The 26739-nt window shown below is 71.6% G+C and carries 22 protein-coding genes and 1 pseudogene; 8 read left to right on the top strand and 15 right to left on the bottom strand.

Translation table 11 applies throughout. The annotated features are described in order from the left end of the window. The 7 genes and pseudogenes from POF43_RS28890 to hemL form a co-directional block, all read right to left on the bottom strand. Positions 1-231 (bottom strand): annotated as a pseudogene (locus POF43_RS28890) (c-type cytochrome biogenesis protein CcsB); the annotation flags it as partial. Further along, complete coding sequence (gene resB, locus POF43_RS28885) at positions 228-1946, bottom strand: cytochrome c biogenesis protein ResB (RefSeq protein WP_271316969.1); 1719 nt, start codon at positions 1944-1946, stop codon at positions 228-230. The pseudogene POF43_RS28890 and the gene resB, both read right to left, overlap by 4 nt. Before the next feature lie 3 nt (positions 1947-1949). Next, a complete protein-coding gene (locus POF43_RS28880) occupies positions 1950-2714 on the bottom strand; it encodes a cytochrome c biogenesis CcdA family protein (RefSeq protein WP_271316970.1) in 765 nt (254 codons plus the stop codon). Position 2715: 1 nt separating this feature from the next. Next, on the bottom strand, positions 2716-3360 hold the full coding sequence (locus tag POF43_RS28875) for a TlpA family protein disulfide reductase (protein ID WP_271316971.1): 645 nt from the start codon (positions 3358-3360) through the stop codon (positions 2716-2718). A gap of 108 nt (positions 3361-3468) precedes the next feature. Beyond that, positions 3469-4713, bottom strand: coding sequence for a polysaccharide deacetylase family protein (locus tag POF43_RS28870; RefSeq protein WP_271324900.1), 1245 nt, complete (start codon positions 4711-4713; stop codon positions 3469-3471). Between the two features lie 899 nt (positions 4714-5612). After that, the gene (locus POF43_RS28865) at positions 5613-6260 is read right to left on the bottom strand and encodes a histidine phosphatase family protein (RefSeq protein WP_271312912.1); all 648 of its coding nucleotides are present in this window, start codon (positions 6258-6260) and stop codon (positions 5613-5615) included. 59 nt (positions 6261-6319) lie between these two features. Then, complete coding sequence (gene hemL / locus POF43_RS28860; RefSeq protein WP_372516145.1) at positions 6320-7651, bottom strand: glutamate-1-semialdehyde 2,1-aminomutase; 1332 nt, start codon at positions 7649-7651, stop codon at positions 6320-6322. 108 nt (positions 7652-7759) lie between these two features. Between hemL and POF43_RS28855 the strand changes: the two genes are divergently transcribed. From POF43_RS28855 to POF43_RS28840, 4 genes are all read left to right on the top strand, one after another. After that, entirely contained in the window at positions 7760-8329 is a 570-nt protein-coding gene (locus POF43_RS28855; RefSeq protein ID WP_271312899.1) for a hypothetical protein, read from the top strand. Positions 8330-8785: 456 nt separating this feature from the next. Next, positions 8786-10858: a S53 family peptidase gene (locus tag POF43_RS28850; protein ID WP_271312898.1), complete on the top strand. Its 2073-nt coding sequence runs from the start codon at positions 8786-8788 to the stop codon at positions 10856-10858. Between the two features lie 286 nt (positions 10859-11144). After that, the gene (locus tag POF43_RS28845; protein WP_271324300.1) at positions 11145-11897 is read left to right on the top strand and encodes an SDR family NAD(P)-dependent oxidoreductase; all 753 of its coding nucleotides are present in this window, start codon (positions 11145-11147) and stop codon (positions 11895-11897) included. A 59-nt stretch (positions 11898-11956) separates the two neighbouring features. Beyond that, positions 11957-12382 carry a thiol-disulfide oxidoreductase DCC family protein gene (locus POF43_RS28840; protein WP_271324301.1) on the top strand — a complete coding sequence of 142 codons (426 nt, stop codon included), beginning with the start codon at positions 11957-11959 and terminating at the stop codon, positions 12380-12382. Positions 12383-13126: 744 nt separating this feature from the next. Here the strand turns inward: POF43_RS28840 and POF43_RS28835 are convergent. Together POF43_RS28835 and POF43_RS28830 are read right to left on the bottom strand one after the other, a co-directional pair. After that, positions 13127-13441 carry a hypothetical protein gene (locus POF43_RS28835; RefSeq protein ID WP_271324302.1) on the bottom strand — a complete coding sequence of 105 codons (315 nt, stop codon included), beginning with the start codon at positions 13439-13441 and terminating at the stop codon, positions 13127-13129. Between the two features lie 695 nt (positions 13442-14136). Beyond that, complete coding sequence (locus tag POF43_RS28830; RefSeq protein WP_282704836.1) at positions 14137-15447, bottom strand: RtcB family protein; 1311 nt, start codon at positions 15445-15447, stop codon at positions 14137-14139. A 340-nt stretch (positions 15448-15787) separates the two neighbouring features. Here POF43_RS28830 and POF43_RS28825 point away from each other — a divergent pair, with 340 nt between their 5' ends. The 3 genes from POF43_RS28825 (at position 15788) to POF43_RS28815 (ending at position 19151) form a co-directional block, all read left to right on the top strand. Further along, positions 15788-16546 (top strand): DUF3558 domain-containing protein, encoded by a 759-nt coding sequence (locus POF43_RS28825; protein WP_271323702.1) that lies wholly within the window; start codon positions 15788-15790, stop codon positions 16544-16546. Between the two features lie 143 nt (positions 16547-16689). Beyond that, positions 16690-17412, top strand: coding sequence for a DUF3558 family protein (locus POF43_RS28820; RefSeq protein ID WP_271314841.1), 723 nt, complete (start codon positions 16690-16692; stop codon positions 17410-17412). A gap of 128 nt (positions 17413-17540) precedes the next feature. Then, positions 17541-19151: a DUF2637 domain-containing protein gene (locus POF43_RS28815; protein ID WP_271323701.1), complete on the top strand. Its 1611-nt coding sequence runs from the start codon at positions 17541-17543 to the stop codon at positions 19149-19151. Positions 19152-19214: 63 nt separating this feature from the next. Here the strand turns inward: POF43_RS28815 and lysS are convergent, their stop codons facing one another. Next, positions 19215-20876 (bottom strand): lysine--tRNA ligase, encoded by a 1662-nt coding sequence (gene lysS, locus POF43_RS28810; protein WP_271323700.1) that lies wholly within the window; start codon positions 20874-20876, stop codon positions 19215-19217. Positions 20877-21071: 195 nt separating this feature from the next. Between lysS and argS the strand changes: the two genes are divergently transcribed. Continuing rightward, a complete protein-coding gene (gene argS, locus POF43_RS28805) occupies positions 21072-22829 on the top strand; it encodes an arginine--tRNA ligase (protein WP_271323699.1) in 1758 nt (585 codons plus the stop codon). 75 nt (positions 22830-22904) lie between these two features. On the opposite strand, the gene POF43_RS28800 is transcribed toward argS, so the two are convergent. The 5 genes from POF43_RS28800 to POF43_RS28780 form a co-directional block, all read right to left on the bottom strand. Then, entirely contained in the window at positions 22905-23561 is a 657-nt protein-coding gene (locus POF43_RS28800; protein WP_271323698.1) for a hypothetical protein, read from the bottom strand. Next, complete coding sequence (locus POF43_RS28795; protein WP_271323697.1) at positions 23558-24199, bottom strand: hypothetical protein; 642 nt, start codon at positions 24197-24199, stop codon at positions 23558-23560. The genes POF43_RS28800 and POF43_RS28795 overlap by 4 nt, the downstream gene beginning before the upstream one ends. Beyond that, on the bottom strand, positions 24196-25701 hold the full coding sequence (locus POF43_RS28790; protein ID WP_271323696.1) for a hypothetical protein: 1506 nt from the start codon (positions 25699-25701) through the stop codon (positions 24196-24198). Before POF43_RS28790 ends, POF43_RS28795 begins: the two co-directional genes overlap by 4 nt. 33 nt (positions 25702-25734) lie before the next feature. After that, positions 25735-26028: a hypothetical protein gene (locus tag POF43_RS28785; protein WP_271314848.1), complete on the bottom strand. Its 294-nt coding sequence runs from the start codon at positions 26026-26028 to the stop codon at positions 25735-25737. Positions 26029-26418: 390 nt separating this feature from the next. Further along, the gene (locus POF43_RS28780) at positions 26419-26715 is read right to left on the bottom strand and encodes a hypothetical protein (protein WP_271323695.1); all 297 of its coding nucleotides are present in this window, start codon (positions 26713-26715) and stop codon (positions 26419-26421) included. Positions 26716-26739: the final 24 nt, after the last annotated feature.

Here is a 26739-nt window from a genome sequence, read left to right as displayed (position 1 = left end):
GGGGGGGGGGGCGGGGGGGGCGACCTGGGGGGGGGCCGCCGGGGCGGGCACCGCGACGGCCGCGGCCGGGGTGGCCACCAGCGCGGAGGTGCGGGCGATCTTGCTGCGGCTGCCGAAGGTCCACTCCGCGATGTGTGCGAGGAAGGCCAGCGTGTAGACGGCCATCGCCGAATAGATCAGGTAGTTGCTGTAGTTGGCGAACGTCTCGTTCACCGCGTCGGCGATGTTCACGCGTGCTCCTTCGCTTCCCGCGCGTCGTCGGTCGGGTCGGTCTGCGGGTCGGGGGCGGTCGGGGCCTGTTCGTGCACGATCCGCACGAGCTGGGTCAGCTCGTCGGCAACCTTGGGCGATTCGCTGCGGCCGAGTCCGGCCATCTCCACCACGGTGCGCCCGCCGGGTCCGGCGACCGCGCGCACCCACACCCGGCGGCGCTGGATGAACAGCGAGCCGGCCAGTCCCAGCAGCATGCTCAGCGCGCTGCCGAGGGCCAGCGGGATGCCGGGCTGGTGGACGATCTCGAAGTCGGCCCAGCTGTCGACGCCGTTGAACGTGAGCGTTCCGGCGCCGTTCGGCAGCTTCAGGGAGTCGCCGGGCGCCATCTGCACGCTCAGCGGCGAACCGTTGGGAAACTTGAACTGGTGGAGGTTCTTGTTGGCGGTGTCGAGCTGGTAGACGTTCTGCGGCAGCCCGGCGTCCATGCCGAGGTCGCCGTAGTACGCGGTCAGGAACATGTCGGGGCGGCCCAGCGCCGGGAAGGTCGACTGGGGGCCCATCACCGGGTCCTTGACCGTGGTCGGGGTGAACAGGCCGGCGAAGCCCAACTGCTCCGGCTTGCCGTCCTTGCCGACCGCGTCCGGGACCTTGATGACGCCCTGCGAGGCGAGGTTGCCGTCCAGCGGCAGGAACGGCACCGGGCCGGTGAAGGCCACGTTGCCCTTCGCGTCGTGCACGGTGACGTTCATCGAGTAGCCGTGCGAGGTCAGGTAGACCTTGTTGCCCTCGATCTTCAGCGGCTCGTTGACGTGGATGGTGGTGCGGTGTTCCTTGCCGTCGGCCGCCGCGTACGTCAGGCCGGCCGAGAAGGTGACCGGGGTGCCCTTGGTGGGACCGGAGGTCTGGTAGGTGGCCTTGAAGGTGTTCAGCGTGAACCCGAAGGGCGCCATGTCGTCCGGGTCGAACAGCGCGCCGTGGCTCAGGTCGTCGTACTGCGTCTGGTTGTTGCTGAAGCCGCCGCCGGTGGTGACCAGCGTGGTGCCGTCGGACTTGAACAGGGTGCCGATGGCGAAGGCGATCAGCAGGCCGAACAGCGCGATGTGGAACAGCAGGTTGCCGGCCTCGCGCAGGTAGCCCTTCTCGGCGGCCACCGATCCGTCGTCCGGCGCGATCCGGTAGCGGCGCGAGCGCAGCCGGGCGGTGGCCGCCTTCAGCACCACGTCCGGCTCGGCCTCGGTGGTCCAGGTCGCGTAGGCCGGCATCCGGTCCAGCTTGCGCGGGGCGCGCGGCGGGCGGCCGTTGAGCTGGCCGACGAACTGCCAGGCGCGCGGCACGATGCAGCCGGCCAGCGAGACGAACAGCAGGATGTAGATCGCCGAGAACCACACCGAGCTGTAGACGTGGAACAGTCCGAGCCGGGTGTAGAGCGGGCCGACCAGGGTGTGCTTGGTCAGGAAGTCGGTGACCTTGACCGGCTCGGTGTTCTGCTGCGGGATGATCGAGCCGGGTATGGCCGCCAGCGACAGCAGGAACAGCAGGATCAGCGCCACCCGCATCGAGGTCAGCTGCCGCCAGAACCACCGCGTCCAGCCGATCACCCCGAGCCGTGGCAGGTTCGGCCCGCCGGAGCCGTCGTCACCGCCGGTCTCCTCGCGCGGCGCGGTGCTCAGCGCCGCGGCCGCCGCCTCGGTGTCCGCCGCGCGTGTCGCGCCGGCCCGGTCCGTACCGCTCATCTTTCAGATCCCCACATTGAAGCCACCGGACCAGCCCTGCATCTGGTAGATGATCCAGTCCCAGGCCCCCGTGACGAGCAGGACGCCGACCGCCACCAGCATGCCGCCGCCGATGCGCATCACCCAGGCGTAGTGCCGCTTGACGAAGGAGAAGGCACCGAGCGCCTTGCGGAACGCTATCGCGGCCACGATGAACGGCACGCCCAGCCCCGCGCAGTACACCGCGGTCAGCAGCGCGCCGCGCCCGGCGCTGGCCTGGTTCATCGACAGCGCGTTGACCGCGGCGAGGGTCGGGCCCAGGCACGGGGTCCAGCCGACGCCGAACAGCACGCCGAGCAGCGGCGCGCCGACCAGCCCGATCGTGGGCCGCTTGTGCAGCCGGAACTCGCGCTGGAACAGTCCCGGGACCACGCCCATGAAGGCGATGCCCAGCAGGATCGTCAGCGCGCCGAGCACCTTGGTGATCGGGTCCTTGTACGCCTGCAACGTGTAGCCGAAGCCGCCGAACAACGCGCCGCCGGAGACGAACACCGCGGTGAAGCCCAGCACGAACAGCGAGGAGCCGGCCGCCATCCGGCCGCGCCGCGCGTCGCCGAGGTCGGCGCCGGAGACCCCGGTGACGTAGCTGAGGTAGCCGGGCACCAGCGGCAGCACGCACGGGGAGAAGAACGACACCAGGCCGCCGATGAGCGCGACCGGCACCGCGAGCAGCAGCGCGCCGGACAGCACGGTCTGGTTGGAGTCGCCCAGCGCGGCGAGGGCCGTCACGTCACTTCTCCGCGATGATCGGGTCGAGCGCCTTGCGCAGCTCGTCGGCGGTCAGCGGCTTCAGCAGCCGCACCGCGATCTTGTGCTGCCGGTCGAGGATGAGGGTGTTGGGGATGCCGCTCGGGCTGAGGTTGCCGCGCGGGAACTTCAGCAGCAGCGAGCCGTCGGCGTCGAACAGGCTCGGGTAGGTGATGCCGAACTTCCGCTCGAAGCTCTGGGCCTGCGCGGGCTTGATGTCACGGGTGTCGATGCCGACGAACTGCACGTCCTTGCCGGCGGTGTCCTTGGCGACCTGCGCGAGGTTGGGCGCCTCGGCGCGGCACGGGTCGCACCACGAGCCCCACACGTTCAGCACGATGATCTTGCCGGGGTAGTCGGACAGCGCGAGCTTCCCGCCGTCCACCGTCTTCCCCGAGATGTCCGGCGCGGCCACCCGGTGGCCCTGCTCGACGGTGGTGATCTCGCCGGTGCCCTGGACGAACCGGGTGTTCTCCCCGCCGCTGCCGGCCCCCGACGAGCTCTGCCCCGACATCGAACCGCATCCGGCCAGGGTCAGCGCCAGCGCGCCCGCGGCGGCCAGTGCGGCGACGGCTCGGCGGGGGCGGCGCGACGGACGGCTCGGACGGGGGGTGGACGTCAGACTCATGTGAAAAGTTTCGCATGGGGCGTCCGGCGCTTTTTGGCACCCCCCGCCGTTCCCCCGGCACCCGCGCCGACCTGCCAGAACGCGGCGGGCCGACCGGGCGGGCCGGGATCAGACGGACTTGGTGAACTCTCCCCAGCCCTCGCTGGGGGCCTGTCCGACGTCGAGGGTGCGCAGCTTCGCCAGCAGCCGGGGGTCCTGCGCGTCCAGCCAGTTCACGTACTGCCTGAACGACACCAGCCGCACGTCGGCGCCCTTGTCCCGCTCCGCCGCGACGTGCTTGAACGCCTCCTCGACGGCGTCCATGTACAGGCCGCCGTTCCACTGCTCGAAGTGGTTGCCGATGTAGAAGGGCGCCCGGTTGGTGCGGTACGCCCGCTCGAAGCCGGCGACGTAGGACGCGGTGGCCTGCCGGCGCCAGCCCGGGTAGTTGCGCGGGTCGGAGCTGGTGGCCGCCTGGGACTGGTTGGCCAGCATGTTGTAGTCCATCGACAGCACCTCGAAGCGGTGCCCGGGGAACGGGATCAGCTGGAGCGGCAGGTCCCAGATACCGAGCCGCTGGGCCGGCCAGACCTGGCTGCCGCCCGGCGAGCTGGCGTCGTAGCGGAAGCCGAGCTTGCGGGCGGTCGGCAGCCAGTTGTCCTGCCCCAGCAGGCAGGGCGTGCGGGCGCCGATCATCTCCTTGCGGTAGTCGAACGGCAGGAAGTCGACGTCGTGGAAGCCGGTGTTGGTCTTCCACTGCGTGACGAACCCGACGGCCTGCTCGATCTCCGACTCCCACTGGGCCGGCGTCCAGTTCCCGACGCTGCCGGACCCGTCGCAGAAGTGGCCGTTGAAGTGGGTGCCGATCTCGTGGCCCTCCAGCCACGCCAGCCGCACCTGCTCCAGGGTCATCCGGATGTGCTCGTCCTTGAAGTACCCGATCGCCGACGCGCCGACCGGGTTGTTCGGCGGCCGGTACAGGCGCTTCTTGTCCTCCGGCAGCGTGTACAGGCCGGACAGGAAGAACGTCATCTTCGCGTCGTGGTCCTGGGCGAGCTTGCGGAACCGCTGGAACAGCCCGTTGTCCAGCTCCCCCGCGCCGTCCCAGGAGAAGATCACGAACTGCGGCGGCTCCTGCCCCGGCTCCAGCCGCCGCGCCACCGGCTGGAACGGCTGCGCCCCGGTGTAGGCGGTCGAGCCGTCGCCGATCAGGTTGACCATCGCCGGCCGGGCCGCGTGGTGCGCACCCTGGGCCGGGGCGGCCGCGTTCGGTTTCGCCCGGCCGGGGGCGCCGTCCGCCGAGCAGCCCGCCGCCGCGCCCACCGCCGCTCCCGCTGTGAGGGTGAGCAGGCTCCTTCGAGTCATCGAGCGCATCGCAGTCCCACCATCCGCGGTCGGTTTCGTTGTCCACAGAGGCCGTGTCACCTTGACTTCTGTGAGCGCCCTGTGAGGGGCGTACTTTCCATTAGACGCGATGATCGGAAAGTCAGTTCCTTGGCAAACGAGGGAATTTGTATGACGATCACTCCGGACATACGCCCACAAAGGTGATCTTTCACTGACGAACTCTCAGGTCACGAGGCCCCCCGGCTTCCCCACCCGACAGCGCCCCCGCACGCCGCCGACCACCGGCCGAACCGGCGCGGACGGGTGACGGGGCGGGGCGAGCCCGGACGGGATACGGGGGTGCGGGTGGTGGGCGGCCGGCGGCGTGGCGGGCCGGGGCGGCCGGACCGGGCAGTCGGCGGCGGGCGGGTCCGGGGGCGACGGCGCGGCGGGCTGCGGTGGCCGGTGCAGTGGCTGGCGGCGCGACGGGTGCGGCGCGGAGGCGGTCGGCGCGACGGGCCGGGGTCTGCGGCGGGGGCCGCGACGGACGGGCCCGGGTCGGCGGACGGCAGGCTGCGATGGCCGACGGGCCGGCGCGCGGCCGGTCGGGTGGTCGGCGGCGCAACGGGGGCGGCGCGGGGGCGGTCGCGGGGTGATTGTCGGACCGGCGCGGAGGCAGCGGGGGCTGCGGCGGCCGGCGGAGCCGGTACGCGGTCGGCGGCGCGGCGCGGAAGCGGCGACGGACGGCCGTCGGACCAGCGCGGCGGGGACCGGGCCCGCGCGCGGGGGCCGCGGAGGCCGGCGCAGCCGATACGCGGGCGGCGCGCAGGCGGTACCGGGTACCGCACGCTGGCGGCGCCGGGACGCGGTCGGCGCGACCCGTACGCCCGAACGCGGGTGCGGGGCCGCCGTCCGAGGACGGCGGCCCCGCGGCGTACCGGCCGGGACTACGCCCCGAAGCCCTTCGACGCCCCGGCCTGCTTCTTGGCGCCGGCCAGCAGGTGGGCGGGGACCAGGTCGCGGGCCGGTTCGCTGTAACCGAGCGAGACGATCCCGTTGCCCTTGAAGGTGACGCTGGTCAGGCTCGCCAGGGTGCACTGCCGCTTGCGCGGGTCGTGCCAGAGCCTGCGGCGCTCGATGAAGCTGCGCAGCACCCAGATCGGCAGCTGGTGGCTGACGCAGACCGCTTCGTGGCCGCGGGCGGCGTCCCGGGCGGCGGTGAGCGCGCCCATCATGCGGACGACCTGGTCCACGTACGGCTCGCCCCAGCTGGGCTGGAACGGGTTGGTGAGGTGCTTCCAGTTCCCGGGCCGGCGCAGCGCGCCGTCCCCGACGCCGAACGTCTTGCCCTGGAAGACGTTCTGCGCCTCGATGAGCCGGCCGTCGGTGACGATCTCCAGGTCGTGGGCATCGGCGATCGGCGCGGCGGTCTCCTGGGCGCGTTCCAGCGGGGAGGAGACGACGTGGGTGATGTCGCGCTCGGCCAGGCTGGAGGCGATCCGGTCGGCCATCTTCCGGCCCAGGTCGGACAGGTGGTACCCGGGCAGTCGGCCGTAGAGCACACCGCCGGGGTTCTCCACCTGGCCGTGGCGCATCAGGTGGACGACGGTGATCGCCTGGTCGTCGGTGGGAGTGGCGGGCTTGGCGGGGGTGGTCACCGGGCACCTTCCTCGGCGTCGGCCGCCTGCGCGGCGGCACGGGCCGCCGCGGGCAGGGCGGCGGCGATGCGTTCGACAGCGGAGCTGTCGTGCGTCGCGGAGACGAACCACGACTCGAACGCGGACGGCGGCAGGTAGACGCCGTTGGCCAGCATGGAGTGGAAGAACGGGGTGAAGCGGTGGGCGGCCTGCGCGCGGGCGCCGTCGTAGTCGGTGACGGCGTCCTCGGTGAAGAAGACGGAGAACATGTTGCCGGCCCGCTGCACCCGGTGCGGGACGCCCTCCTTGGTCAACGCCTCGTCGACCAGGTCGCCGACCTGCGCGGACACCTGATCGACGGTGGCGTAGACCGCGTCGTCCAGCAGCCGCAGCTGAGCCAGGCCGGCCGCGGTGGCCACCGGGTTCCCCGACAGCGTGCCGGCCTGGTAGACCGGGCCGGCCGGGGCCAGCTGTGCCATGACGTCGGCCCGGCCGCCGAACGCCGCCGCCGGGAAGCCACCGCCCATGACCTTGCCGAACGTCATCAGGTCGGGCGTGACGCCGTCCAGGCCGTACCAGCCGGCCCGCGAGACGCGGAAGCCGGTCATCACCTCGTCGGAGATGTAGAGCGCGCCACCGGCACGGCACAAATCGGCCAAACCCTGGTTGAAGCCGGGAAGTGGTGGAACCACGCCCATGTTGCCCGGCGACGCCTCGGTGATCACGCAGGCGATCTCGCCCGGGTGGGCGGCGAAGGCGGTACGGACCGCGTCGAGGTCGTTGTACGGCAGCACGATCGTGTCGCCGGCCTGCGCGCCGGTGACGCCCGGCGTGTCGGGCAGACCGAAGGTGGCGACCCCGGAGCCGGCCGCCGCCAGCAGCGCGTCGACGTGGCCGTGGTAACAGCCGGCGAACTTGACCACCTTGGCGCGGCCGGTGAATCCGCGGGCGAGCCGGATGGCCGACATCGTCGCCTCGGTGCCGGAGGAGACCAGTCTCACCTGCTCAACGGGCCCGACCCGGGCGACGATCTCCTCCGCCAACTCCACCTCCCCCAGGCCCGGCGTGCCGAACGACGTGCCGCGCGAGACCGCGTCCCGCGCCGCGTCGACCACCGCCGGGTGGGCGTGGCCGAGGATCATCGGACCCCAGGAGCACACCAGGTCCACGTACTCCCGGCCGTCCGCGTCGGTCAGGTAGGGGCCCGAGCCGGACACCATGAACCGGGGCGTTCCACCCACCGCACGGAAGGCGCGCACCGGAGAGTTCACGCCACCTGGCGTGACAACGGCAGCCCGGTCGAAAAGGGTCTGCGAGACTGGGGCCTGGAAGTCGTAGGGAATGTTCACGGGTCCATGTTCTCAGAGGTCCGAATCGGCGTGTGATTTGGTCTCGACCGTGTATCTGACACGATGATCGGGTTGCGTGGTTGGGCCTGTGAATGGTCGGGTAGTGAAATGCAGCCAGGTGGCGGACTGGGCGACGAAGCGGACGACCGCGATCCCGGGCACGCCCGGCCCACCGGCAAGAGGCGCCGACCGTCCGGCACAAGGCGTTCCGAGACCGCGGAGGGTGGAAGCAGGGGTGGCCGAGTGGGGGTGACCTACAAGTATTTCGGCGCACCCGACGGCGCGACCGCGGCCCGTGTGCCGATCTCCATGCGCCCGGAGGAACTCGGCGGCGACGAACTCGGCCAGGGCATGTTCACCAAGGTCAAGCCGGAGACCATGTCCGCCATGGTGCTCACCGGTATCGAGGGCATTCCGCTCGCCAAGGTGCCGCCGCTCGAACTCGTCGTCCTGCACCCGGACTACGCCGTGGTCAAACTCCCGATCAACGTCGTCGAACCGCTCCGCAAGGCCGGCGAGGAGGAACTCGGCGCCGCCGCCTTCATCTGGTCGACGGTCCCGGACCGCCGCGGTCCGCGCGACGCGTTCGTGATCTACCAGATGCTCCACGAGTGGCAGCACTTCGCGCACCGGCTGCACGAGAACGGCCACCAGCTCTACTGCCTGGTCTGGCCCTGACCCACCGCCGCGCGGCGCGGCCCTGATACAGTCCGCGCCGCCCGCCCGCGACCGTGAACGTGATGACGGTCCATCGGATCATCGAATCCCCCGGGGTACTTCCGCCGGACGGGTGGGATGCGGTAGAGGAGATTCCGCGCGGCCCTATTCACCGGCCCGCCGGATTTCGCGCCGGCGATCATTCCCAAGTGGCCCGCGAACAGCGGAAGAAACACCTTCCCCCACCACCGGAGTCCGTGACGGCCGCTTGCGGTCGATGGCCGGAAGGTGTCACCGACTCCCGACCCGAAGGGTTTTCGCCCAGGTCTGGGGTGGGATGCGACCGGTGAAGTCGCCAAACGCTGAAGAACAGGCACCATTCCAGGCACTGGCGGCTATTCCCACAATCGTCACGCGGCGTGCACACTACAGGCCAACACTCGCCATGAGCGTTCCCGGACAGGGTTGCAGCGTCTCTTGCGCGTCCCTACAGACATTCACGTTGGAGTCGTCATTACCGACAAACTCAACTCCCGCGGCCTGCGCGGCCGCCGCATAGCGGTCGCCGCGGCCGCCTCGCTGGCTCTGGCGTCCGGCTCGGTGGCGCTGGCCGTGCCGTCGCAGGCGTCCGCCCCCACCGCCGGCCCGAAGACCATCTCCGGCAGCCACCCGGCGTGGGCCACCGCCGCCAAGGACGCGGGCACCGCCTCGGCGTCCACCGAGTTCACCGGCACCGTCTACCTGGCCGGCCAGAACTCCGCCGAGCTCTCCGCGTACGCGCAGGCGGTCTCCGACCCGCACAGCGCCCAGTACGACAAGTTCCTGACCGCCGCGCAGGCCAAGGCCCGCTTCGGCACCACCACGGCCCAGGTCGCCGCCGTGCGCGGCTGGCTGACCGGGGCCGGCCTGACCGTGGTCAGCAGCTCCGAGCACGCCATCACCATCAAGGGCACCAACGCCGCGGTCAGCAAGGCGTTCGGCACCTCGATCCACCAGTACAAGGTCGCGGGCACGCTGCGCCACGCGCCGGCCCGCAACGTCAGCGTCCCGGCGTCGGTCTCGGCCTCGGTCCTCGGCGTCACCGGCCTGTCCTCGGCCGGCTCGAACCACGCCAAGCCGGACTCGGTCAAGGTCAGCACCGCCGCGGTCAAGGGCGCCAAGCCCTCCGACGGCCTGCCCACCACCGCGACCTGCTCGGACTACTGGGGCCAGAAGTTGGCCACCGGTGCCCCGGCCGGCTACGTCAACGGCGCGGTCCCCTTCGACCAGTGCTCGTTCCAGCCCTCGCAGCTGCGCAAGGCCTACGGCATCACCTCCTCCGGTCTGACCGGCAAGGGCGCGACCGTCGCCATCATCGACGCCTACGGGTCGTCGACCATGGAGTCGGACGCCAACACCTACGCCGCCAACCACGGTGACAAGCCGTTCAAGGCCGGCCAGTACACCGAGGACGTCACTCCCGCGCAGTGGGAGGACCAGGACGAGTGCGGCGGCCCCGAGGGCTGGCTCGGCGAGGAGTCGCTGGACGTCGAGATGGTGCACGGGCTCGCCCCGGACGCCGACGTCCACTACGTCGGCGCGAACTCCTGCACCGACGACGACCTGCTCGCCGCGATCTCCTCGGTCGTCGACAAGCACAGTGCGGATGTCATCACCAACTCCTGGGGTGAGATCATGCACACCTCGGACAACGAGGACATCACCGCCACGGAGATCGCCGCCTACACCCAGGTGTTCGAGCAGGCCGCGGCCGAGGGCATCACGATCAACTTCTCGGCCGGCGACTGCGGCGACAGCAGCCCGCTCGCCGCGGCGACCGGTGCCAACTGCCAGACCGACACCTCGCGCGCGCAGGCCAACTGGCCGGACTCCTCCCCGTGGGTGACCTCGGTCGGCGGCACCGCGCTGGGCCTGGCCAGCAAGAGCGGCTCGTACGGCTTCGAGACCGACATGGGCAACGCCCGCTCGGCGCTGTCCACCGACGGCAAGAGCTGGACCCCGCTCCCCGCGCCGTTCTACTTCGGCGGCGGCGGCGGTACCTCGGAGGACTTCAAGCAGCCGTGGTACCAGAGCTGGGGCGTGCCGAGCGCCACGTCGCACACCCTGATGACCGGTGCGCACAGCGCCTCGGCCATGCGCGTCACCCCCGACGTCGCCATGAACGGTGACCTGTACACCTCCGTCCTGGTCGGCATGACCGACGGGGGCGCCTACAGCGAGGGCGGCTACGGCGGCACCTCCGTCGCCTCCCCGGAGTTCGCGGCGGTCCAGGCCGACGCGATCCAGGGCCAGCACCACGCGATCGGCTTCGCCAACCCGGAGATCTACGTCCGCTCCACCCTCGGCCTGTTCAAGGACGTCGTGGACCAGGCCGCCGCGCACCACCAGGCCCCGCTGAGCAACGTCGCCGACTTCGGCGAGGTCAACGGCGCCCTGGCGGTCCGTCTGGTGTCCTTCGGCACCGACACCAGCCTGAACGCCGTCAAGGGTTACGACGACGCCACCGGCGTCGGCTCGCCGACCCTGAACTACCTGCGTTCCTTCAAGTAGTCACCCCGCGGACCGGCCCCGCCGACGCCGCAGCCCGACCGCTTGACCGCTTCACCGCTGGACCGCTTCACCCCGGAGCCCGGCCGGAGACCCTTCGTCTCCGGCCGGGTTCCCGGCGTTCCGGCCGGTACGGAGGCCGCCGTAGGGTGGAGCCGCCGCCCGCGCCGGCACGTTTCGCGTACCGCACGTTCGCACCGCACCGCACACTCTTGGCAGCGCACCCGCACGCTTCCGCACCGCACGTCGTCGTACCGCACCGCACCGCACCGCAGAGGAGACGCCCCACATGTCCCGTACAGCAGTGGTCACCGGAGCCAGCAGCGGCATCGGCGCCGCCACCGCGCGGCGACTGGCCGAGGCGGGGTACCGCGTCGTGCTGGCCGCCCGCCGCGCCGACCGCATCGAGTCCCTGGCCGCCGAACTGCGCGGCCGGGGCGCGGACGTGGTCGTCCAGCCGCTCGACGTCACCGACCGCGCCGCCGTCGAGGCGTTCGCCGCCTCCCTCGACCGGGTCGACGTGCTGGTCAACAACGCCGGCGGCGCGATCGGCGCCGACTACGTCGAGCAGGCCGGCCCCGACGACTGGCGGGCGATGTACGACGTCAACGTCCTCGGCGTCCTCAACGTCACCCAGACCCTGCTGCCCGCCCTGCGCACCAGCGGCGACGGCACGGTGGTCGTCGTCTCCTCCACCGCCGGCCACGGCGCGTACGAGGGTGGCGGCGGCTACGTCGCCGCCAAGCACGGCGCCCACGCCATCGCGGCCACCCTGCGCCTCGAACTGTGCGGCGACCCCATCCGGGTGATCGAGATCGCCCCGGGCATGGTGCGCACCGACGAGTTCGCCCTCAACCGCTTCGGCGGCGACGAGTCCCGGGCCGCCGCCGTCTACCAGGGCGTGGCCGAACCCCTGACCGCCGACGACGTCGCCGACACCATCGCCTGGGCCGTCACCCGCCCCTCCCACGTCAACATCGACCTCCTCGTGGTCCGCCCCCGCGCCCAGGCCGCACAGCACAAGGTCCACCGGGAAGGCTGACGGTGGTGGACACGGGTGCGGGTGCGGCGCCGGGGGATGCGGGTGCGGCGGAGGGTGCGGTGCGAGCCGGTGCGGGTGCGGCGCCTTCGGGGGCGCGGCGGCCGGTGCTGGTGTTCGACGGTGACTGCGGATTCTGTACGCGGTGCGTGGAGTTCACCCGGCGCTGGGTCCGGCCGGACGCGGACATCGTGGCGTGGCAGCGCGCCGACCTGGCCGGACTGGGCGTCACCGCCGAGCGCGCCGCCCACGAGGTGCTGTGGGTGACTCCGCCCGGCGCGGTGTCCGGCGGGGCGCGGGCCGTCGCCAAGGTGCTGCTGCGCGCGGGCGGCGTCTGGGCACCGCTGGGGGCGGTGCTGACGCTGCCCGGGGTGCGTCTGGTGGCCCACGCGGCCTACCGCGTCGTGGCGGACCACCGCGGGCGGCTGCCGGGTGGTACTGCCTCGTGCGGCGTGGCCGACGTGGGAGGCCCGGGCGGGGCCCCCTGAGCCGACCGCCCGGGCCGTGCCTCCGACGGCGTCGGGCCCGGCGGGGAGTCCGGGTCCGGCGCTGGGCCGGAGGCACGTCAATGGCACGCGTTGACGCGCGTGGTTGGTTGACGGCACTCGGCGTTGGTCCAGGTGATGGCACGGCACGGGGTACTGCGGTGCGCACAGGTACGCCGGCATGCGCTGATACGCGCTGAGACGCGTTCGCGGAGGCCCGAGTACGGCGTTGCCATGGCGCGGTGTCGTGCCGCGGCGGCGTGCCGTCCGCCGGGCGCGGTCGGCGGCGGGGACGCGTTCGCGGGGCCGGGTGCACCGATGTCGTGCCGTGGCGGCTCGCTGCCGACCGGACGGGCTCGCGCGGGCGCCCGGGTCGTCCGCGTGTCCCTCAAGGCCCCGACGGCCCTCGTGGTTTCTTTCGGGTGATCTCCTCTCGGGTGGTCCTCTTTCGGGGTGGTCCTCTTTCGGGTGAAGACGGTCCGCTTTCAGGTGCAGCGGTGAAGGCGTCGGCCGACGGGTACGGGGTGCGGGGCGATAAGGGGGCAGGGTGTGCGGGTCCGGGACGGTGGGCGTGCGGGTGCGTACGCAGGCAGCGGCGGTACCGGTGACAGCGGCCAGCGGGTGCGAGGCGTGCGGACGGTACGGGTGGCCGGGACCCGCGCGGGTGCGGGGCTTGCGGGTGTTCAGCCGGTGCGGACGCCGAACCGTGCGGGGGCCGGGCCATGAGGATCGCGGGCGGTGGGGACTTCAGGCGTCGGGGTCCGGGTCCTGGTCCTGGTCCGGCGGTCGCCCGCGGTGCGGTGGCGGAGGTCTGCGGCGGATCCGCCGATGGCATGCGGTGCCGTGTCCCGACTCGTGCGGCTCGTACCGCCACGGCGGACGCCGGCGCTGGGCGGGGATGAAGACGACCGCGGAGATCCCCGCCGCTCGCCGGCGGTTCGTGGGCGTGGCGCACGGCGGCGGTTCGGTGCGCGGGCGGGTCAGCGGGCCGGCCGCCTCGGCGATCCGGACGCCGGTGGCGCCACCGAGGACTGCGGCGCGCCGGAGCTTCCTGTAGGTCATGGCTCCTCCTGTGTGCGACGATGCGCCTCGAAGCATGACGAAGCACACTCTTCCTGCGGCTTCCGGCGGTTCCGGAAGTTCCGCTGCACACCACGCTTCCGCACTGCGGCCGCCTTCTCAATCGCCCATCCGGGGAAGCGGATGAGGTAGCGCGACCGGCGCGCGTCGTTCATCCGAACAACGCCCCGCACGCCGCACGCGCCCCCCACGTCCCGCCCCACGCCGGAGCGCTTCCCGCCCCCGGCGGCCCTACCGCGCGGCGCAACTCCCCCGGCAACGCCGTCGTCTCCGACGCCCCCGCCGGCCAGCCGTCATCAACTCCCCGCAGGGCGCGTCGACTTCGGAACTCCCGCAGACGGGACCGTCCGTAACTTCCAGGGCACGGCCGCCCCCTCCGGCGCCCCCGCCGGCCAGCCGTCGACAACTCCCCCGTACACGCGGCGACTTCAGCACCACCGCCGCAGACGCGCCGGCCCGCCGCACCCCCAGCAGGGCCGTCCCCCGGCGCCCCCGCCAGCTCCCCCGTCCGCAACTCCGCGCAGCCGCAGGCGCCTCAACTCCCCCGGCTGGCGACCGCGTTCGGCCCTGACCGCCTCACCCCCGACAGCAGCCAGCCACCCCGCCGCCTCACGCCCCCGACATCAGCCAGCAGCCAGCAGCCAGCGCAAATCAACCCCCTAACGCATCAGCACCCATCAACCCTTCACGCAGACGATCTGCTTGAGCTTGGCGACGACCTCGACCAGGTCGTCCTGTCGGCGGATGACCTGTTCGATCGGCTTGTACGCGCCGGGGATCTCGTCCACCACACCCGAGTCCTTGCGGCACTCGACGCCGCGGGTCTGGTCCTCCAGGTCGCGGGTGGAGAAGCGCTTGCGGGCGGCGTTGCGGCTCATCCGGCGGCCGGCGCCGTGCGAGGCGGAGTTGAAGGCGTCGGCGTTGCCGCGGCCGCGCACGATGTACGAACCGGTGCCCATGGAGCCGGGGATGATGCCCAGGTCGCCGGCGCCGGCCCGGATCGCGCCCTTGCGGGTGACCAGCAGGTCCATCCCGTCGTAGCGCTCCTCGCTGACGTAGTTGTGGTGGCAGGAGATCACCTCGCCGTAGGTGACGCCCGCCTTCTTGAACTCCTTGCTCACGACGTCCTGGAAGAGCGCCATCATGATCGCGCGGTTGTGCTTGGCGTACTCCTGCGCCCAGAACAGGTCGCGCCGGTAGGCCGCCATCTGCGGGGTGCCGGAGACGAAGACGGCGAGGTCGCGGTCGACCAGGTCCTGGTTGTGCGGCAGGTCGCGGGCCTGGCCGATGTGGTGATCGGCGAGTTCCTTGCCGATGTTGCGCGAACCGGAGTGCAGCATCAGCCACACGGCGTCGTCGGTGTCGAGGCAGACCTCGATGAAGTGGTTGCCGCCACCGAGGGTGCCGAGCTGCTGCGCGGCGCGTTCCGCCCTCGGGTGCACCGCCTCCGCGAGGTCGCCGAACCGGTTCCAGAACGCGTCCCAGCCCCCGGCCCCGCCACCCGCGCCGCCGCCGGCCGCGCCACCCGCGCCGCCGCCGATCCCACTTCCGCCGATCCCACTTCCGCCGACCCCGCCCCCGCCGACCCCACTTCCGCCGCCGGAGGCCCCCGCGCCGACCCCGAGGCGTTCGGGATCGACCGGATCGGCGTGCAGGCCGCGGCCGACCGGGATGGCGGCCTCGATGCGGGAGCGCAGTTTGGCCAGGTCGTGCGGCAGGTCGTTCGCGGTGAGGGAGGTCCGCACCGCGCTCATGCCGCAGCCGATGTCGACGCCGACGGCGGCCGGGCAGACCGCGCCGTGCATGGCGATGACCGAGCCGACGGTCGCCCCCTTGCCGAAGTGGACGTCCGGCATGACCGCGAGACCCTTGATCCACGGCAGTGAGGAGACGTTCCGCAGCTGGCGCATGGCGACGTCCTCGACGCCGGCCGGGTCGGCCCACATGCGGATCGGCACCCGGACCCCGGGCACCTCGGTGTACGTCATCGTCTTTCCCCCTGAACTGCTGACATGATGATCTACGTCGGGTCGGTACACCGCAGCACGGCGTACAGCGCACACCGCACGCCGCTCACCCTGACCATCGGCGCACGGCGGTCGGCGGGTCGGCGCCACCCCTCGCCCTGCGCCACCGACCATCGCTATTCGGTGCAACAAAACGCCAGATTACGCCGTCAAGCGATCAGAAAACGTCACAAAGAGAATGTGGGATAAAAGCATCCATTCTCCGCACCGGACCGGCGGTGACACAGCGGACTGCGGTAGACATTGTGTCCATCGGCCGCCCAGCGGCGGCAACACGTTTTCCCGGAAGGGGGCCGGCCCTGTGACGGCGTTGGCAAGGACGACGGCGCGCACCACGACCGGCCGCGCGCTCGCGGCGCTGCTGTCGGCCGCCGTTCTCACCGGCGTCGCCGGATGCAGCGCCTCGTCGTCCGGCGACGACGGCGCCGGCGATCCGGGGGTCACGGACCAGAGCGGCACGGTCACCGCCGCGCCGCCCGGCAAGTACCAGACGCTGCCCGAGCCGTGCGGCAGCGTGAGCCGCACCACGCTGACCTCGATACTCCCGAAGGCGTCGGGCTACGCGGGCACCCCGGCGCTGACGTACGACACCGACCGCCGGGTCGGCTGCAAGTGGGACGGCACGGCGAACGGCGCCGCGCGGGCCCTGGTGATCGACATCGAGCGGGTCGTCTCCTACAACCCGGCCGTCAGCGACGACGACAAGGCGCACCAGGACTTCGCCCAGCAGGCCACCGCCGCCCACGTGCCGGCCGGCGAACCGGTGCCGAACGTGGTGCTGGGCACCCCGCAGCCGGGCACCTCCAGCCCGTCGGCCGCCCATACCGCCGGCGGCGCATCGAAGCGGCGGATCAGCGGTCTGGGCGACGAGGCGTTCCTCAACGACAGCGTCAAGCGCAATCCCGGCGGCTCCGGGATCGATGTGACGTTCGTCTTCCGTACCGCCAACGTCCTGGTCACCGTGGACCTCTCCCAGCCGGCGTCCGGCGCGGCCGACGCCGACCTCCAACTCGGCGCCGACCAGGTCGCCCAGGAGCTGGCGAAGTCCATCAACCAGTAGCCGGCGCGCGTGCCGTCCCGGAGCCGTTCAGGGGTTCGCGGCGGGCGAGAGGTACCGGAGCCGCCGGGCGACCGACGTATCGTGGCCGAGCAGTACGACAAGCGAGGCAGTACGACAAGCGACCCCGGAGGACCGAGCACACCATGTCCAGCTCAGCCGCCGCTCATGAGCCGATACCCGCAGCACGCAGCACCCGGCGGGCCGGCAGACCCCGTCTGCCGCTGCTGATCGCCTGCGCCGCGGTCCTGCCGGCGGCGGTGCTCACCGGTTGCTCGTCGGGCGCCGCCAAGCCGGCCGCCGCGCCGTCGGCCACGCCCAAGGCGTCGGCCGTCCCGAAGGTGCGTTACGCGACGCTGCCCGACCCGTGCCGGGCGCTGTCCGCCGGCACCGTGAAGTCGCTGGTCCCGGGGGTGAAGAGCACCAAGGGCACCGAGGCGGCGGCCGGCGAGCAGAAGGAGCGCGGCGGCTGCTCGTGGAACGGCCTGAGCGGCTACCAGTACCGCTTCCTCGACACCGCCTTCCAGCGGTACGACAACGTGACCGGCGGCGCGGGCGGTGACGACCAGGCGACCTCCGCGTACACCACCGCCGTGCGGACCACCGAGGCCGGCGCCACGTCGGCCGCCGGCCAGCCGAAGACCGCCGTGCTCAGCGGCGTCGGCGACGAGGCGTCCCTGGTCACCTGGACCGTCACCAAGGACCACGACCTGTACTACAACGCGACCGTGGTCACCCGCAGCGCCAACGCCGTGCTGACCGTCGACTACGTGGGCGCGGGCTTGCAGGGCGACCACAAACCGAGCGCGTCCGACCTGTCCTCCGGGGTGGAGAAGGCGGCCAAGCAGGCGCTCGCGGCGCTCGGCTGACGGAACGGCGGCCGGCGGCGCGCCACCCGCCTCCCCGGCCGCCCCGGGCCCGGCTGCCTTACCGATCACACTGACTTATGTGACAAGCTGACCCGTCCTTGACATCAAGCGCGGGAGGGTCCGCGGATATGTCCGCGATACGCATGGGCCGCACGCAGCGGATCCTGGTCGGCCTGGTGGTGGCCGGGGCCGTGGTCATCGCGGGGATCGGCTTCGCCGGCTCCTACGCGGCGGTGCGGACGCTGGCGCTGCACAAGGGCTTCGGCTGGTTCTCCAACGTCTTCCCGATCGGCGTCGACGCGGGCATCGTGGTGCTGCTCTCGCTGGACCTGCTGCTGACCTGGCTGCGCATCCCGTTCCCGCTGCTGCGCCAGACCGCGTGGCTGCTGACCGCCGCCACCATCGCGTTCAACGGCGCCGCCGCCTGGCCGGACCCGCTGGGCGTGGGTATGCACGCGGTCATCCCGGTGCTGTTCGTGGTGTCGGTGGAGGCCGCCCGGCACGCCGTCGGGCGGATCGCGGACATCACGGCCGACCGGCACATGGAATCGGTCCGGATCGCCCGCTGGCTGCTGGCGTTCCCCTCGACGTTCCGGCTGTGGCGGCGGATGAAGCTGTGGGAACTGCGCTCCTACGATCAGGTGATCCGCCTGGAGCAGGACCGCCTCGTCTACCAGGCCCGGCTGCGGGCCCGGTACGGCCGCGCCTGGCGCCGCCGGGCCCCGGTGGAATCCCTGATGCCGCTGCGGCTCGCGAAGTACGGCGTGCCGCTCGCCGAGACCGGGCCCGCCGGGCTGCTGGCGGCCGGCATCACGCCCGACACCCCCACACCGGTCGCCCCGCCCACCGACGCCGCCGCGCAGGACGCCCCCCGCAAGGCCCTCACCGCCGCCGAGTCCGTCCCGCAGGACGGCGCCCCGCAGCCGGAGTCCGCCGCACCGGCCCCCGGAACACCGGTCACCAGGACACCGGACGACGGCACGGCGGCGGCACCCACGCAGGCCCCGCCCGCGCAGGGCCAGACACCGCAGGGCTTCGCACCGCAGGGTCAAGCTCCGCAGGGCCAAGCTCCGCAGGACCTCGCGGCGCAGGGCTTCGCACCGCAGGGTCAGGCACCGCAAGGCCAACCCCAGCAGGGCTTCGTACCGCAGGGTCAGCCGCAGACCGCGCCGCCGCAGGCCCAGGCCCTGCCGCAGGCCCAGGCGCAGCCCCTGTCGCAGAGTCAGCCCCTGACGCAGCCCCCCGCCGGGCCGCAGACGCCTGCCGGGTACCCCGTTCAGCAGCCACAGGCCGCCGCGCCCCGGGCCGCGCAGCCGGCGCCGCAGCCCGCGCCGGGCCGGACCAAGGGCGTCCAGTTGCCGCCGTGGTACACCGAGCCGGTCGAGGACGGCGCCCCCGGTACCGCGTCGGCGTGGCCCGAGCCGCCCGCCGCGCCGGCGCCCGCGCCGATCCCCAAGCCGCGCAACCGGCGCCGGCCGATCGCCGTGCCCCCGGAGCCGCCCGCCGAGCCGGAGACGCCGTACGTACCGGACGGCATCGACCTGGAGGAGGCGCTGGTCGGCGCCTTCAACACGTTCACCCAGATGCACGGCGAGCCGCCCACCGTGCGGCAGTTCGGCGCGTTCCTGGTGGACTCGTTCGGCATCAGCAACGGAAACGGAGGCACGCTCAGTGAGCAGTACCTCCGTCCGCGCCTTCACGACCTGATCGAGCAGCGGCGGCTCGAAGAGGTCAACTGACCTGCCGGGTCGGCCCGTTCAGCCCTGTCGGGCCGGCCGACCCGTTCAGCCCGGTCGGCCCGGTCACGCCTCGCCCAGCAGCTCCCTGACCCGCTGCGCGCCGACCGCGAGCAGCAGGGTGGGCAGCCGCGGGCCGGTGTCGCGGCCGACCAGCAGCTGGTAGAGCAGGGCGAAGAACGACCGCTGGGCGACCTTGAGTTCCGGGGTCGGCTTGGCGTCCGGCTCCAGACCGGCCTGGATCTTCGGTACCGCGTAGACCAGCGAGGTCAGCCCGTCGAGCGACCAGTTGCCGGCCAGCCCGTCGGCGAGCAGCTTCAGCGCCGCCCGGTCGGTGGCGTCCAGCGCGTCGAGCGCCTCGGTGTCCGGCGCGGTCCGCACCCGGGTGCGCTGGTCCTCCTCGACGTGCGTGGTCACCCACGCCTCCGCCTTGTCCAGCCGCGGCCGGGTCTCGTCCAGCGAGGCGACCGGCGAGTCGGTGGTGAAGTCGCGCAGGATGCGCAGCGTCTGCTCCTCGTCGCCGGTGGTGATGTCCACCACCGAGGCCAGGGTGCGGAACGGCAGCGGGCGCGGCGTGGTGGGCAGCGGTCCGGCCGCGGGGCCGGCCGCCCGCGCGTGCACGGCCGTGTCGACCGCGCCCGCCTCACCGGCCGCCACCCGGCGCTCCAGCGCGTCCCACTCGTCGTAGGTGCGCTGGATCTCCTGGTCGAAGGAGATGTTGAACGCCTGCTTGGGCTGGCGCCGCGCGTACAGCCAGCGCAGCAGCTGCGGCTCCATGATGCGCAGCGCGTCCTCGGCGGTCGGCACGCCGCCCTTGGAGCTGGACATCTTGGCCATGCCGCTGATGCCGACGAAGGCGTACATCGGGCCCACCGGCGGCTCGGCGCCGAAGATCTCGCGCACCAGCTGCTGGCCGACCATGAACGACGAACCCGGCGACTGGTGGTCGACGCCCGACGGTTCGAACATCACACCCTTGAACGCCCAGCGCATCGGCCAGTCGACCTTCCACACCAGCTTGCCGTGGTCGTACGCGTTCAGCCGCACGGTGTCCTGGTGCCCGCAGACGCAGGTGTACGCCAGCTCGGTGGTCTCGTCGTCGTACGCGGTGACCGTGGTCAGGTCGCGCTCGCACACCCCGCAGTACGGCTTGTACGGGTAGTACGCGGCCGCGGTGCCGGCGTCGGCGTCCTCGTCGTCCTGGACCTCGGCGGTCTTCTTGCGCGTGCGGTAGCGGCCGAGCACGCCGTCGATGCGGGCCCGCTCGCGCATGGCGAGCAGGATCTGGTCGCGGTAGGCGCCGGAGGTGTACTCGTGGGTCTGGCTGATCTCGGTGACCTCGACGCCGAGCTGGGCCAGCGCGACGCGGAACGGCGCCTTGAAGTGGTCGGACCAGGTGGCGTGCTCACTGCCCTCCGGCGCCGGGACCGAGGTCAGCGGCTTGCCGATGTGCTGCGCGAACGACGGGTCGTAGCCGGCCGGCACCTTGCGGTACCGGTCGAAGTCGTCCCAGGACAGGATGTGCTCGCACTCCAGGCCGCGGCGCCTGATCTCGTCGGCGACCAGGTGCGGGACCATGATCTCGCGCAGGTTGCCCAGGTGGATCGGGCCGGAGGGGCTGATGCCGGAGGCCACGATGATTTTCGCACCCGCGGCCCGCCGCCCGGCTTCCGTGATGACGTCGTCCGCGAAGCGGGCGACCCAGTCGGCCTCGGTGCTCTGCGCCACTGTCCGTACTTCCTTCCTGGGCTTGCGTAACGGGGTTCATCCTCCCACCTGGGAGAGGGCCCCCGCACGGACCCGGTTCCCCGTAGCCGCCGGCCTGTGGAAAACCCTCCGGGGACGGCGGGCCCGGCGTGGGATACTGCGGGGCAGTCGCACCGTCAAGCACGACCCGACCCCGACAGGAACGGCACGGAACCCATGGCCTCGGTCCCCTCGCTCTTCGCCTCGATCCAGCAGCGCGTTTCGGCAGCCCTCACGGCGGCCGTTCCGTCGGCCGACGGTGCCGACCCGCTGCTGCGACGCAGCGACCGGGCCGACTTCCAGGCGAACGGCGTGCTGGGCCTGGCGAAGAAGGCGAAGGCCAACCCGCGTGAGCTGGGCGCCGCCGTCGCGGAACGGCTGCCGGCCGACGAACTGCTGGCCCAGGTCGAGCTGTCCGGCCCCGGCTTCCTCAACCTCACCGTCTCCGACGCGGCCATCACCGGCAACCTCGCGGCCCGCGCCGCCGACGACCGGCTCGGCGTGCCGTCGACCGACGCGCCCGGCACCACCGTGATCGACTACGCGCAGCCGAACGTGGCCAAGGAGATGCACGTCGGCCACCTGCGCTCCTCCGTCATCGGCGACGCGCTGGTGCGCATCCTGGAGTTCCGCGGCGAGCGGGTGATCCGGCGGCACCACATCGGCGACTGGGGCACCCAGTTCGGCATGCTCATCCAGCACCTGATCGAGCACCCGCACGAGCTGGACCACCCGCAGGACGCCGGCGGCGGCGACGCGGCGATGTCCCGGCTCAACCGGCTCTACAAGGCGTCCCGGGCGGTCTTCGACAGCGACGAGGCCTTCAAGGAGCGCGCCCGGCGCCGGGTGGTGGACCTCCAGGCGGGCGAGCCGGAGACCATGGCGCTGTGGCACCGGATCGTCGACGAGTCGAAGATCTACTTCAACTCGGTCTACGCCAAGCTCGACATCGACATCCACGACGAGGACATCGTCGGCGAGAGCGCGTACAACGACCTGCTGGTCGAGACCTGCGACCTGCTGGAGTCGAGCGGCGTGGCCGTGCGGTCCAACGGCGCGCTGTGCGTGTTCTTCGACGACATCAAGGGCAAGGACGGCGAGCCGGTCCCGCTGATCGTGCGCAAGGCGGACGGCGGCTTCGGCTACGCGGCCAGCGACCTGTCGGCGATCCGCGACCGGGTCGGCGTGCTGGACGCGGACACCATCCTCTACGTGGTCGACGCGCGGCAGGCGCTGCACTTCAAGATGGTCTTCGAGACCGCGCGGCGGGCCGGCTGGCTCACCGAGAAGGTGCGGGCGCTCCACCTGCCGTTCGGCACCGTGCTGGGCAAGGACGGCAAGCCGCTGAAGACCCGGGCCGGCGAGTCGTTCCGGCTGGAGGACCTGCTCGACGAGGCGGTGGAGCGGGCGGCCGCGGTCGTCACCGAGAAGGCGCCGGACCTGTCCGCCGCCGAGGTCGCCGAACGCGCCCAGCAGGTGGGCATCGGCGCGATCAAGTACGCCGACCTGTCCACCTCGATGGGCCGCGACTACGCCTTCGACCTGGACCGGATGGTCTCGCTCACCGGCGACACCAGCGTCTACCTCCAGTACGCCCACGCCCGGATCAGGTCCATCCTGCGCCGGGCCGGCGAGGCGGCGCCCAAGGCGCACCCGGAGCTGCCGCTGGCCCCGGCCGAACGCGCGCTGGGCCTCCAGCTCGACGACTTCGGCGACACCGTCGCGGCCGTCGCCGAGGGCTACGAACCGCACAAGCTGGCGTCCTACCTGTACGGGCTGGCGTCCGCCTTCACCACCTTCTACGACCAGTGCCCGGTCCTGAAGGCGGAGGACCCGGCCACCGTCGAGAACCGCCTCTTCCTCAGCGACCTCACCGGCCGCACCCTCCACCAGGGCATGAGCCTGCTGGGCATCGAGGCCCCCGAACGCCTCTGACGACTCCCCGCCGCACGCCGACGGCCCGCCCCGGGTGGGGCGGGCCGTCGGCGTGCGGGGGCGTCCGTGGGGGAGTCAGGCGGACTTGTGCTTACGGGGGGTGCAACGGATGCCCTGGACGAACGCGTCGAGGTCGGGCAGGACTTCCTCGAACCGGGGGCGGTCCCACAAAATCATCCAGACCAGGACGTCCGTCTCGAACTCCTCGTTCCGCCAAACGTAGTTGACGCGGTCGTACCTACCGCCCTCGGACTCGCCGACCCACTGGGACCGTATGCCTTCACCCAGATGTTCCGTGGTGATGGCCGTGGAGACCGGCTCCGAAGTAGCCGACCTCGTCCCCCAGCGGCTGTAGAAGTCAAGCGCCTGGTCCCGGGTTCCCTTGCTCTTCCAGAGCCCGATGGAGATCATGACGGGTTTCACGCGATAGTCAGGGCAATGAATGTAGAACTTGTGCGCTCCCCCCTGGTGCAGAATGCTGTTCTGCACCTCGACGAGGATCTCGGCCCGCGGCACAACCTCCTTCTTCACCTCCCGCTTGGTCAACGACCCACCACCACGCCGAAAGCGATCAGTCACGTAATAGAACGCCCACTCAGCAGCATCCGCCCACATCGTCCCCTTGAAGAAGAACGGCATGGGAAACCACACATCGGTGTCGTAACTGACCTTCGCCCAGTTCGGCGTCATGTCCCGGTGTTCGAAATCCACTTCGGATACGTCGTCACTCATGCCGTCTCCTCCTGGTACTGCCAACGGAAAGTGCCCATGATCGCGTCGAACAGGCCGCTCAGCAGCCGGGCGAGATGGTCGTCGGGTCTGCTCCCGCCGAAGGTGGAGAAGGACGCGACGAGCCAGCTGTCGACGCTGCCGGGCACCGGCAGGACGTACTCGATGCGCCGCGACGCGTAGTCCGTACCGCGCTTGGGGTCCGCCGGGTGGTCCCGCATGGTCCGCAGGCCGGTGGTCCCGTCAATCGTCACCGGAACCGCGCCGGACGTGGACGTGCCGACCTCGGAGAGGACGTCCTCCTTGCGGGGAGCGTTTCCGCTGCCGAACTCGACGAACGAGATCATGAAGGACGCCGGGAGATTGCGCTCGCGCTGTCCGAGCGGGATGTACATGTCCACCCCCGCGTTGCTTCTGGCCTCCTTCACCACCTTTTTGAGCCGCGCTTCCAACTCACGACGCCACTGGGCGACTTCGTCCCGCCCGAAATGCGCGAAGGCACGGTCGAGGATGTTCTTGATCGCCTTGTCGGTGCCACGGCGGACCGGGATCTTCTGCCATTCGTTGGGAACAACGATCCGGTAGCCGTTGACCGTGCCGGGCGCACTCCCGGCGGCGGCCTGCTCCTGCGTCTCGGTCATTCCCAGGCCCCGGTGGTCGTCAGTTCCTTGAAGTCGTCCACGGACTTGAAGTCCAGCAGCGGCGAGTTCTCGACGTTGGGATTCCAGATGCTGTGCCCCTCGGCGAACAGGTCACCGCCGAAGGCGTTGCGGAAGAGGTTGATGTCGTCGCTGCCGCCCGCCCAGTGGGTGAACTGGTCCGCGACGTTGGCCGCGCCGAAGGAAACCCGCATCCCGTACAGGAGATGCGTGCCGTGGCTGAGGGCGTCGGCCACCTGCGGGGAGTCGGGGAACTGCTCCGCCAGGCCGTGCAGTTTCTCCATCTGCTCGACGAAGTCGTTCTCACCCCCGGCCGCGAACTTTGCGTGGACGGCTTCCTTCCACTGAGAGAACTTGCTGTCCGCGTCCTTACCGACGCTCTCATTCGCCTGGTCCGCCTTATCGGCATCCTTGGTGGCGTTCTCCACCTCGTCAGCCGAGTCTTCCTCCGTGTCCTCCGCCACCTTCGACGCGTCCTCCGTCGCCTTCGCGCCGTCCTCCGTGGCGTCAGCGGCGTCCGCGGCATCCACCGCGTTCGCCCCCGTGTCGACCGCCTCGGCGCTGTCGCCGGTGACCTCCGTGGCGTCGGCGGCGACCTCCGTGGCGTCAGCGGTGCCCTCGACGGCGTCGACCGTGCCCTTGAGGGCGACCTTGAGCAGCGAGCCGGAGCCGAGCGTGCACAGGGCGAAGACGTCCATGCCGACGTCCATCCAGGAGCCGTCGCCGGACAGGGCCAGGGCCGTGTGGCCGAGGAGGGCGGCGAGCATCAGGGCGGCCAGCGGGCCGGTGGCGAGGTCGAGACCGGGGACGAAGAGGGAGACGATGACCAGGATCGTCACCACCCAGGTGCAGGCGTCGGCGAGGATCTTGATCCACCCGGCGTGTTCGTGGATCCAGTTCTTGATCCCGTCCCAGCGGCTGTCCTTGAGGCCGTCGTGTTCGCTGTCCTCGATCTTCTGCATCCAGTGGTGGCCGCGATGGTCGCGGTACTCCTTGGCACTGGTCAACTGCTTCTTGCAGGCGTCGAGTTCGTGCTGGAGGTGCTGGTGGGCCTTGTTGGCGGCCGCTTCCTGGTGCTTCTGCTGGTCGGTGAGCGGGTGTTTCGGGTCCGGCGCCTGGGTCATCTGCGGAGCGTTGGCGGCCGGGGCGATCTGCTGGGCGCGGTGCAGTGCGCGCAGGGACTCGGACTGGGCGTGTTCGAGGTCGTCGGCCCAGCTGTCGAGGTAATGGGATACCGCCTCGTAGCGGTCGGCGACCTTGGTCAGGTCGCCCTTCAGCTCGTTCGCCGATTCGGCGAGCTTCTCGTGGAACTTGCCGGCGTTCTCGTCGCTGGCGATGTCCTTCAGGAGCTGGATCTGGTCGAGGATCGTCTGGGCCATCTTGCCCAGGCGGCCCGATTCGTTGCGTATCTCGGACGGGTCACCGGGTATGGGGTCCTGCCCCTCGCCCAGTACTTCCCACTCGTAGTCCGGTGGCCTGCTCATGGCGCGGTCCCCCACCTGTTCCTTGCCGTCTGCCTACTTCTTCTTCTCGTCCTTGAAGCCGGCCGCGAGCTTGTGGTCGACCTCCCGGAACTGCTGCATGACCTGCTCGGTCATCTCGCCGAGAGCCTTGATGTTGCCCTGGAGCTTGTGCCGGTGGTAATCCCAGTTGTTGCCGAAGTCGTGCATCGCGTGCGCCATGTCACCGGACCCCAGCGAGCCGCTGATGTCGCTCTGGTGGGCGCACATGGTGTCGAGTTCGGTGTTGATCGCCTTGAGATTCCGGTTGGACTCCTCGAGCCGGTCGTACGAGACCTTGAGGTCCGCCATCCCGTTCCCCCCCTCAACTCGGCGGCCGGGGCGCCGTCGTGCGCGGCATCGGCCGGTACGTGGTTGCTCCGGCCTCCGCGCCCGTACGCGTCCTGGCCGACGCGGCAGGATACTGGGGCGACCTGTGGGGCTAAGGCCGGGCACGGGGGCGTTCACGGATTTCGCACGCTTTCCGACGCACATCCGCCGGTCCGCCGCTCGGCGGTCACCGGCGCGACGGCCGACACCCGGCGGCGGGAGGACCGGGCGAGGGCGCGGCAGCACGGCGGACCCGGCGGCAGAACAACCGGCAGCACAGCGAACCGCGAACCGCGAACGACGGACGACGATCCGCGAACCGCGAGCGGCGGACGTCAGCGGTCGGGAGCCGACGTCCGCCGGGGGAGGAAGTCAGCAGAAGAAGCCGTTCTGGACCCAGCCGTGCGCGTTGATGTCGCCGTAGGCGAAGCCGTAGACCCAGTCGCCGCTGGGGTCGGTGCGCTCGACCTGGAAGGTCTGGGGGTTGGACAGCTCGCCCATCCAGGCGCCGAGTGGCTGGGTGCGGACCGCCAGGTCGGTCGTGCAGATCGTCATGCGGTCGCCGACGACGGCGTTCTGGGCGAACGCGGGGACCGCCGCGGCGATCAGGGCCGTGCCCGCGACGGCGGCGGTGAGGCCGGCGCGTTTGGCCTGGCGCAGTGTGAACACGGGGACTCCTGAGGGGTGAGGGGT

Source organism: Streptantibioticus silvisoli, assembly GCF_027947535.2.
GTDB lineage: Bacteria > Actinomycetota > Actinomycetes > Streptomycetales > Streptomycetaceae > Streptantibioticus_C > Streptantibioticus_C silvisoli.
The sequence above is the reverse complement of the archived record's forward strand: the minus strand, read 5'-3'. Positions and strand labels throughout refer to the sequence as shown.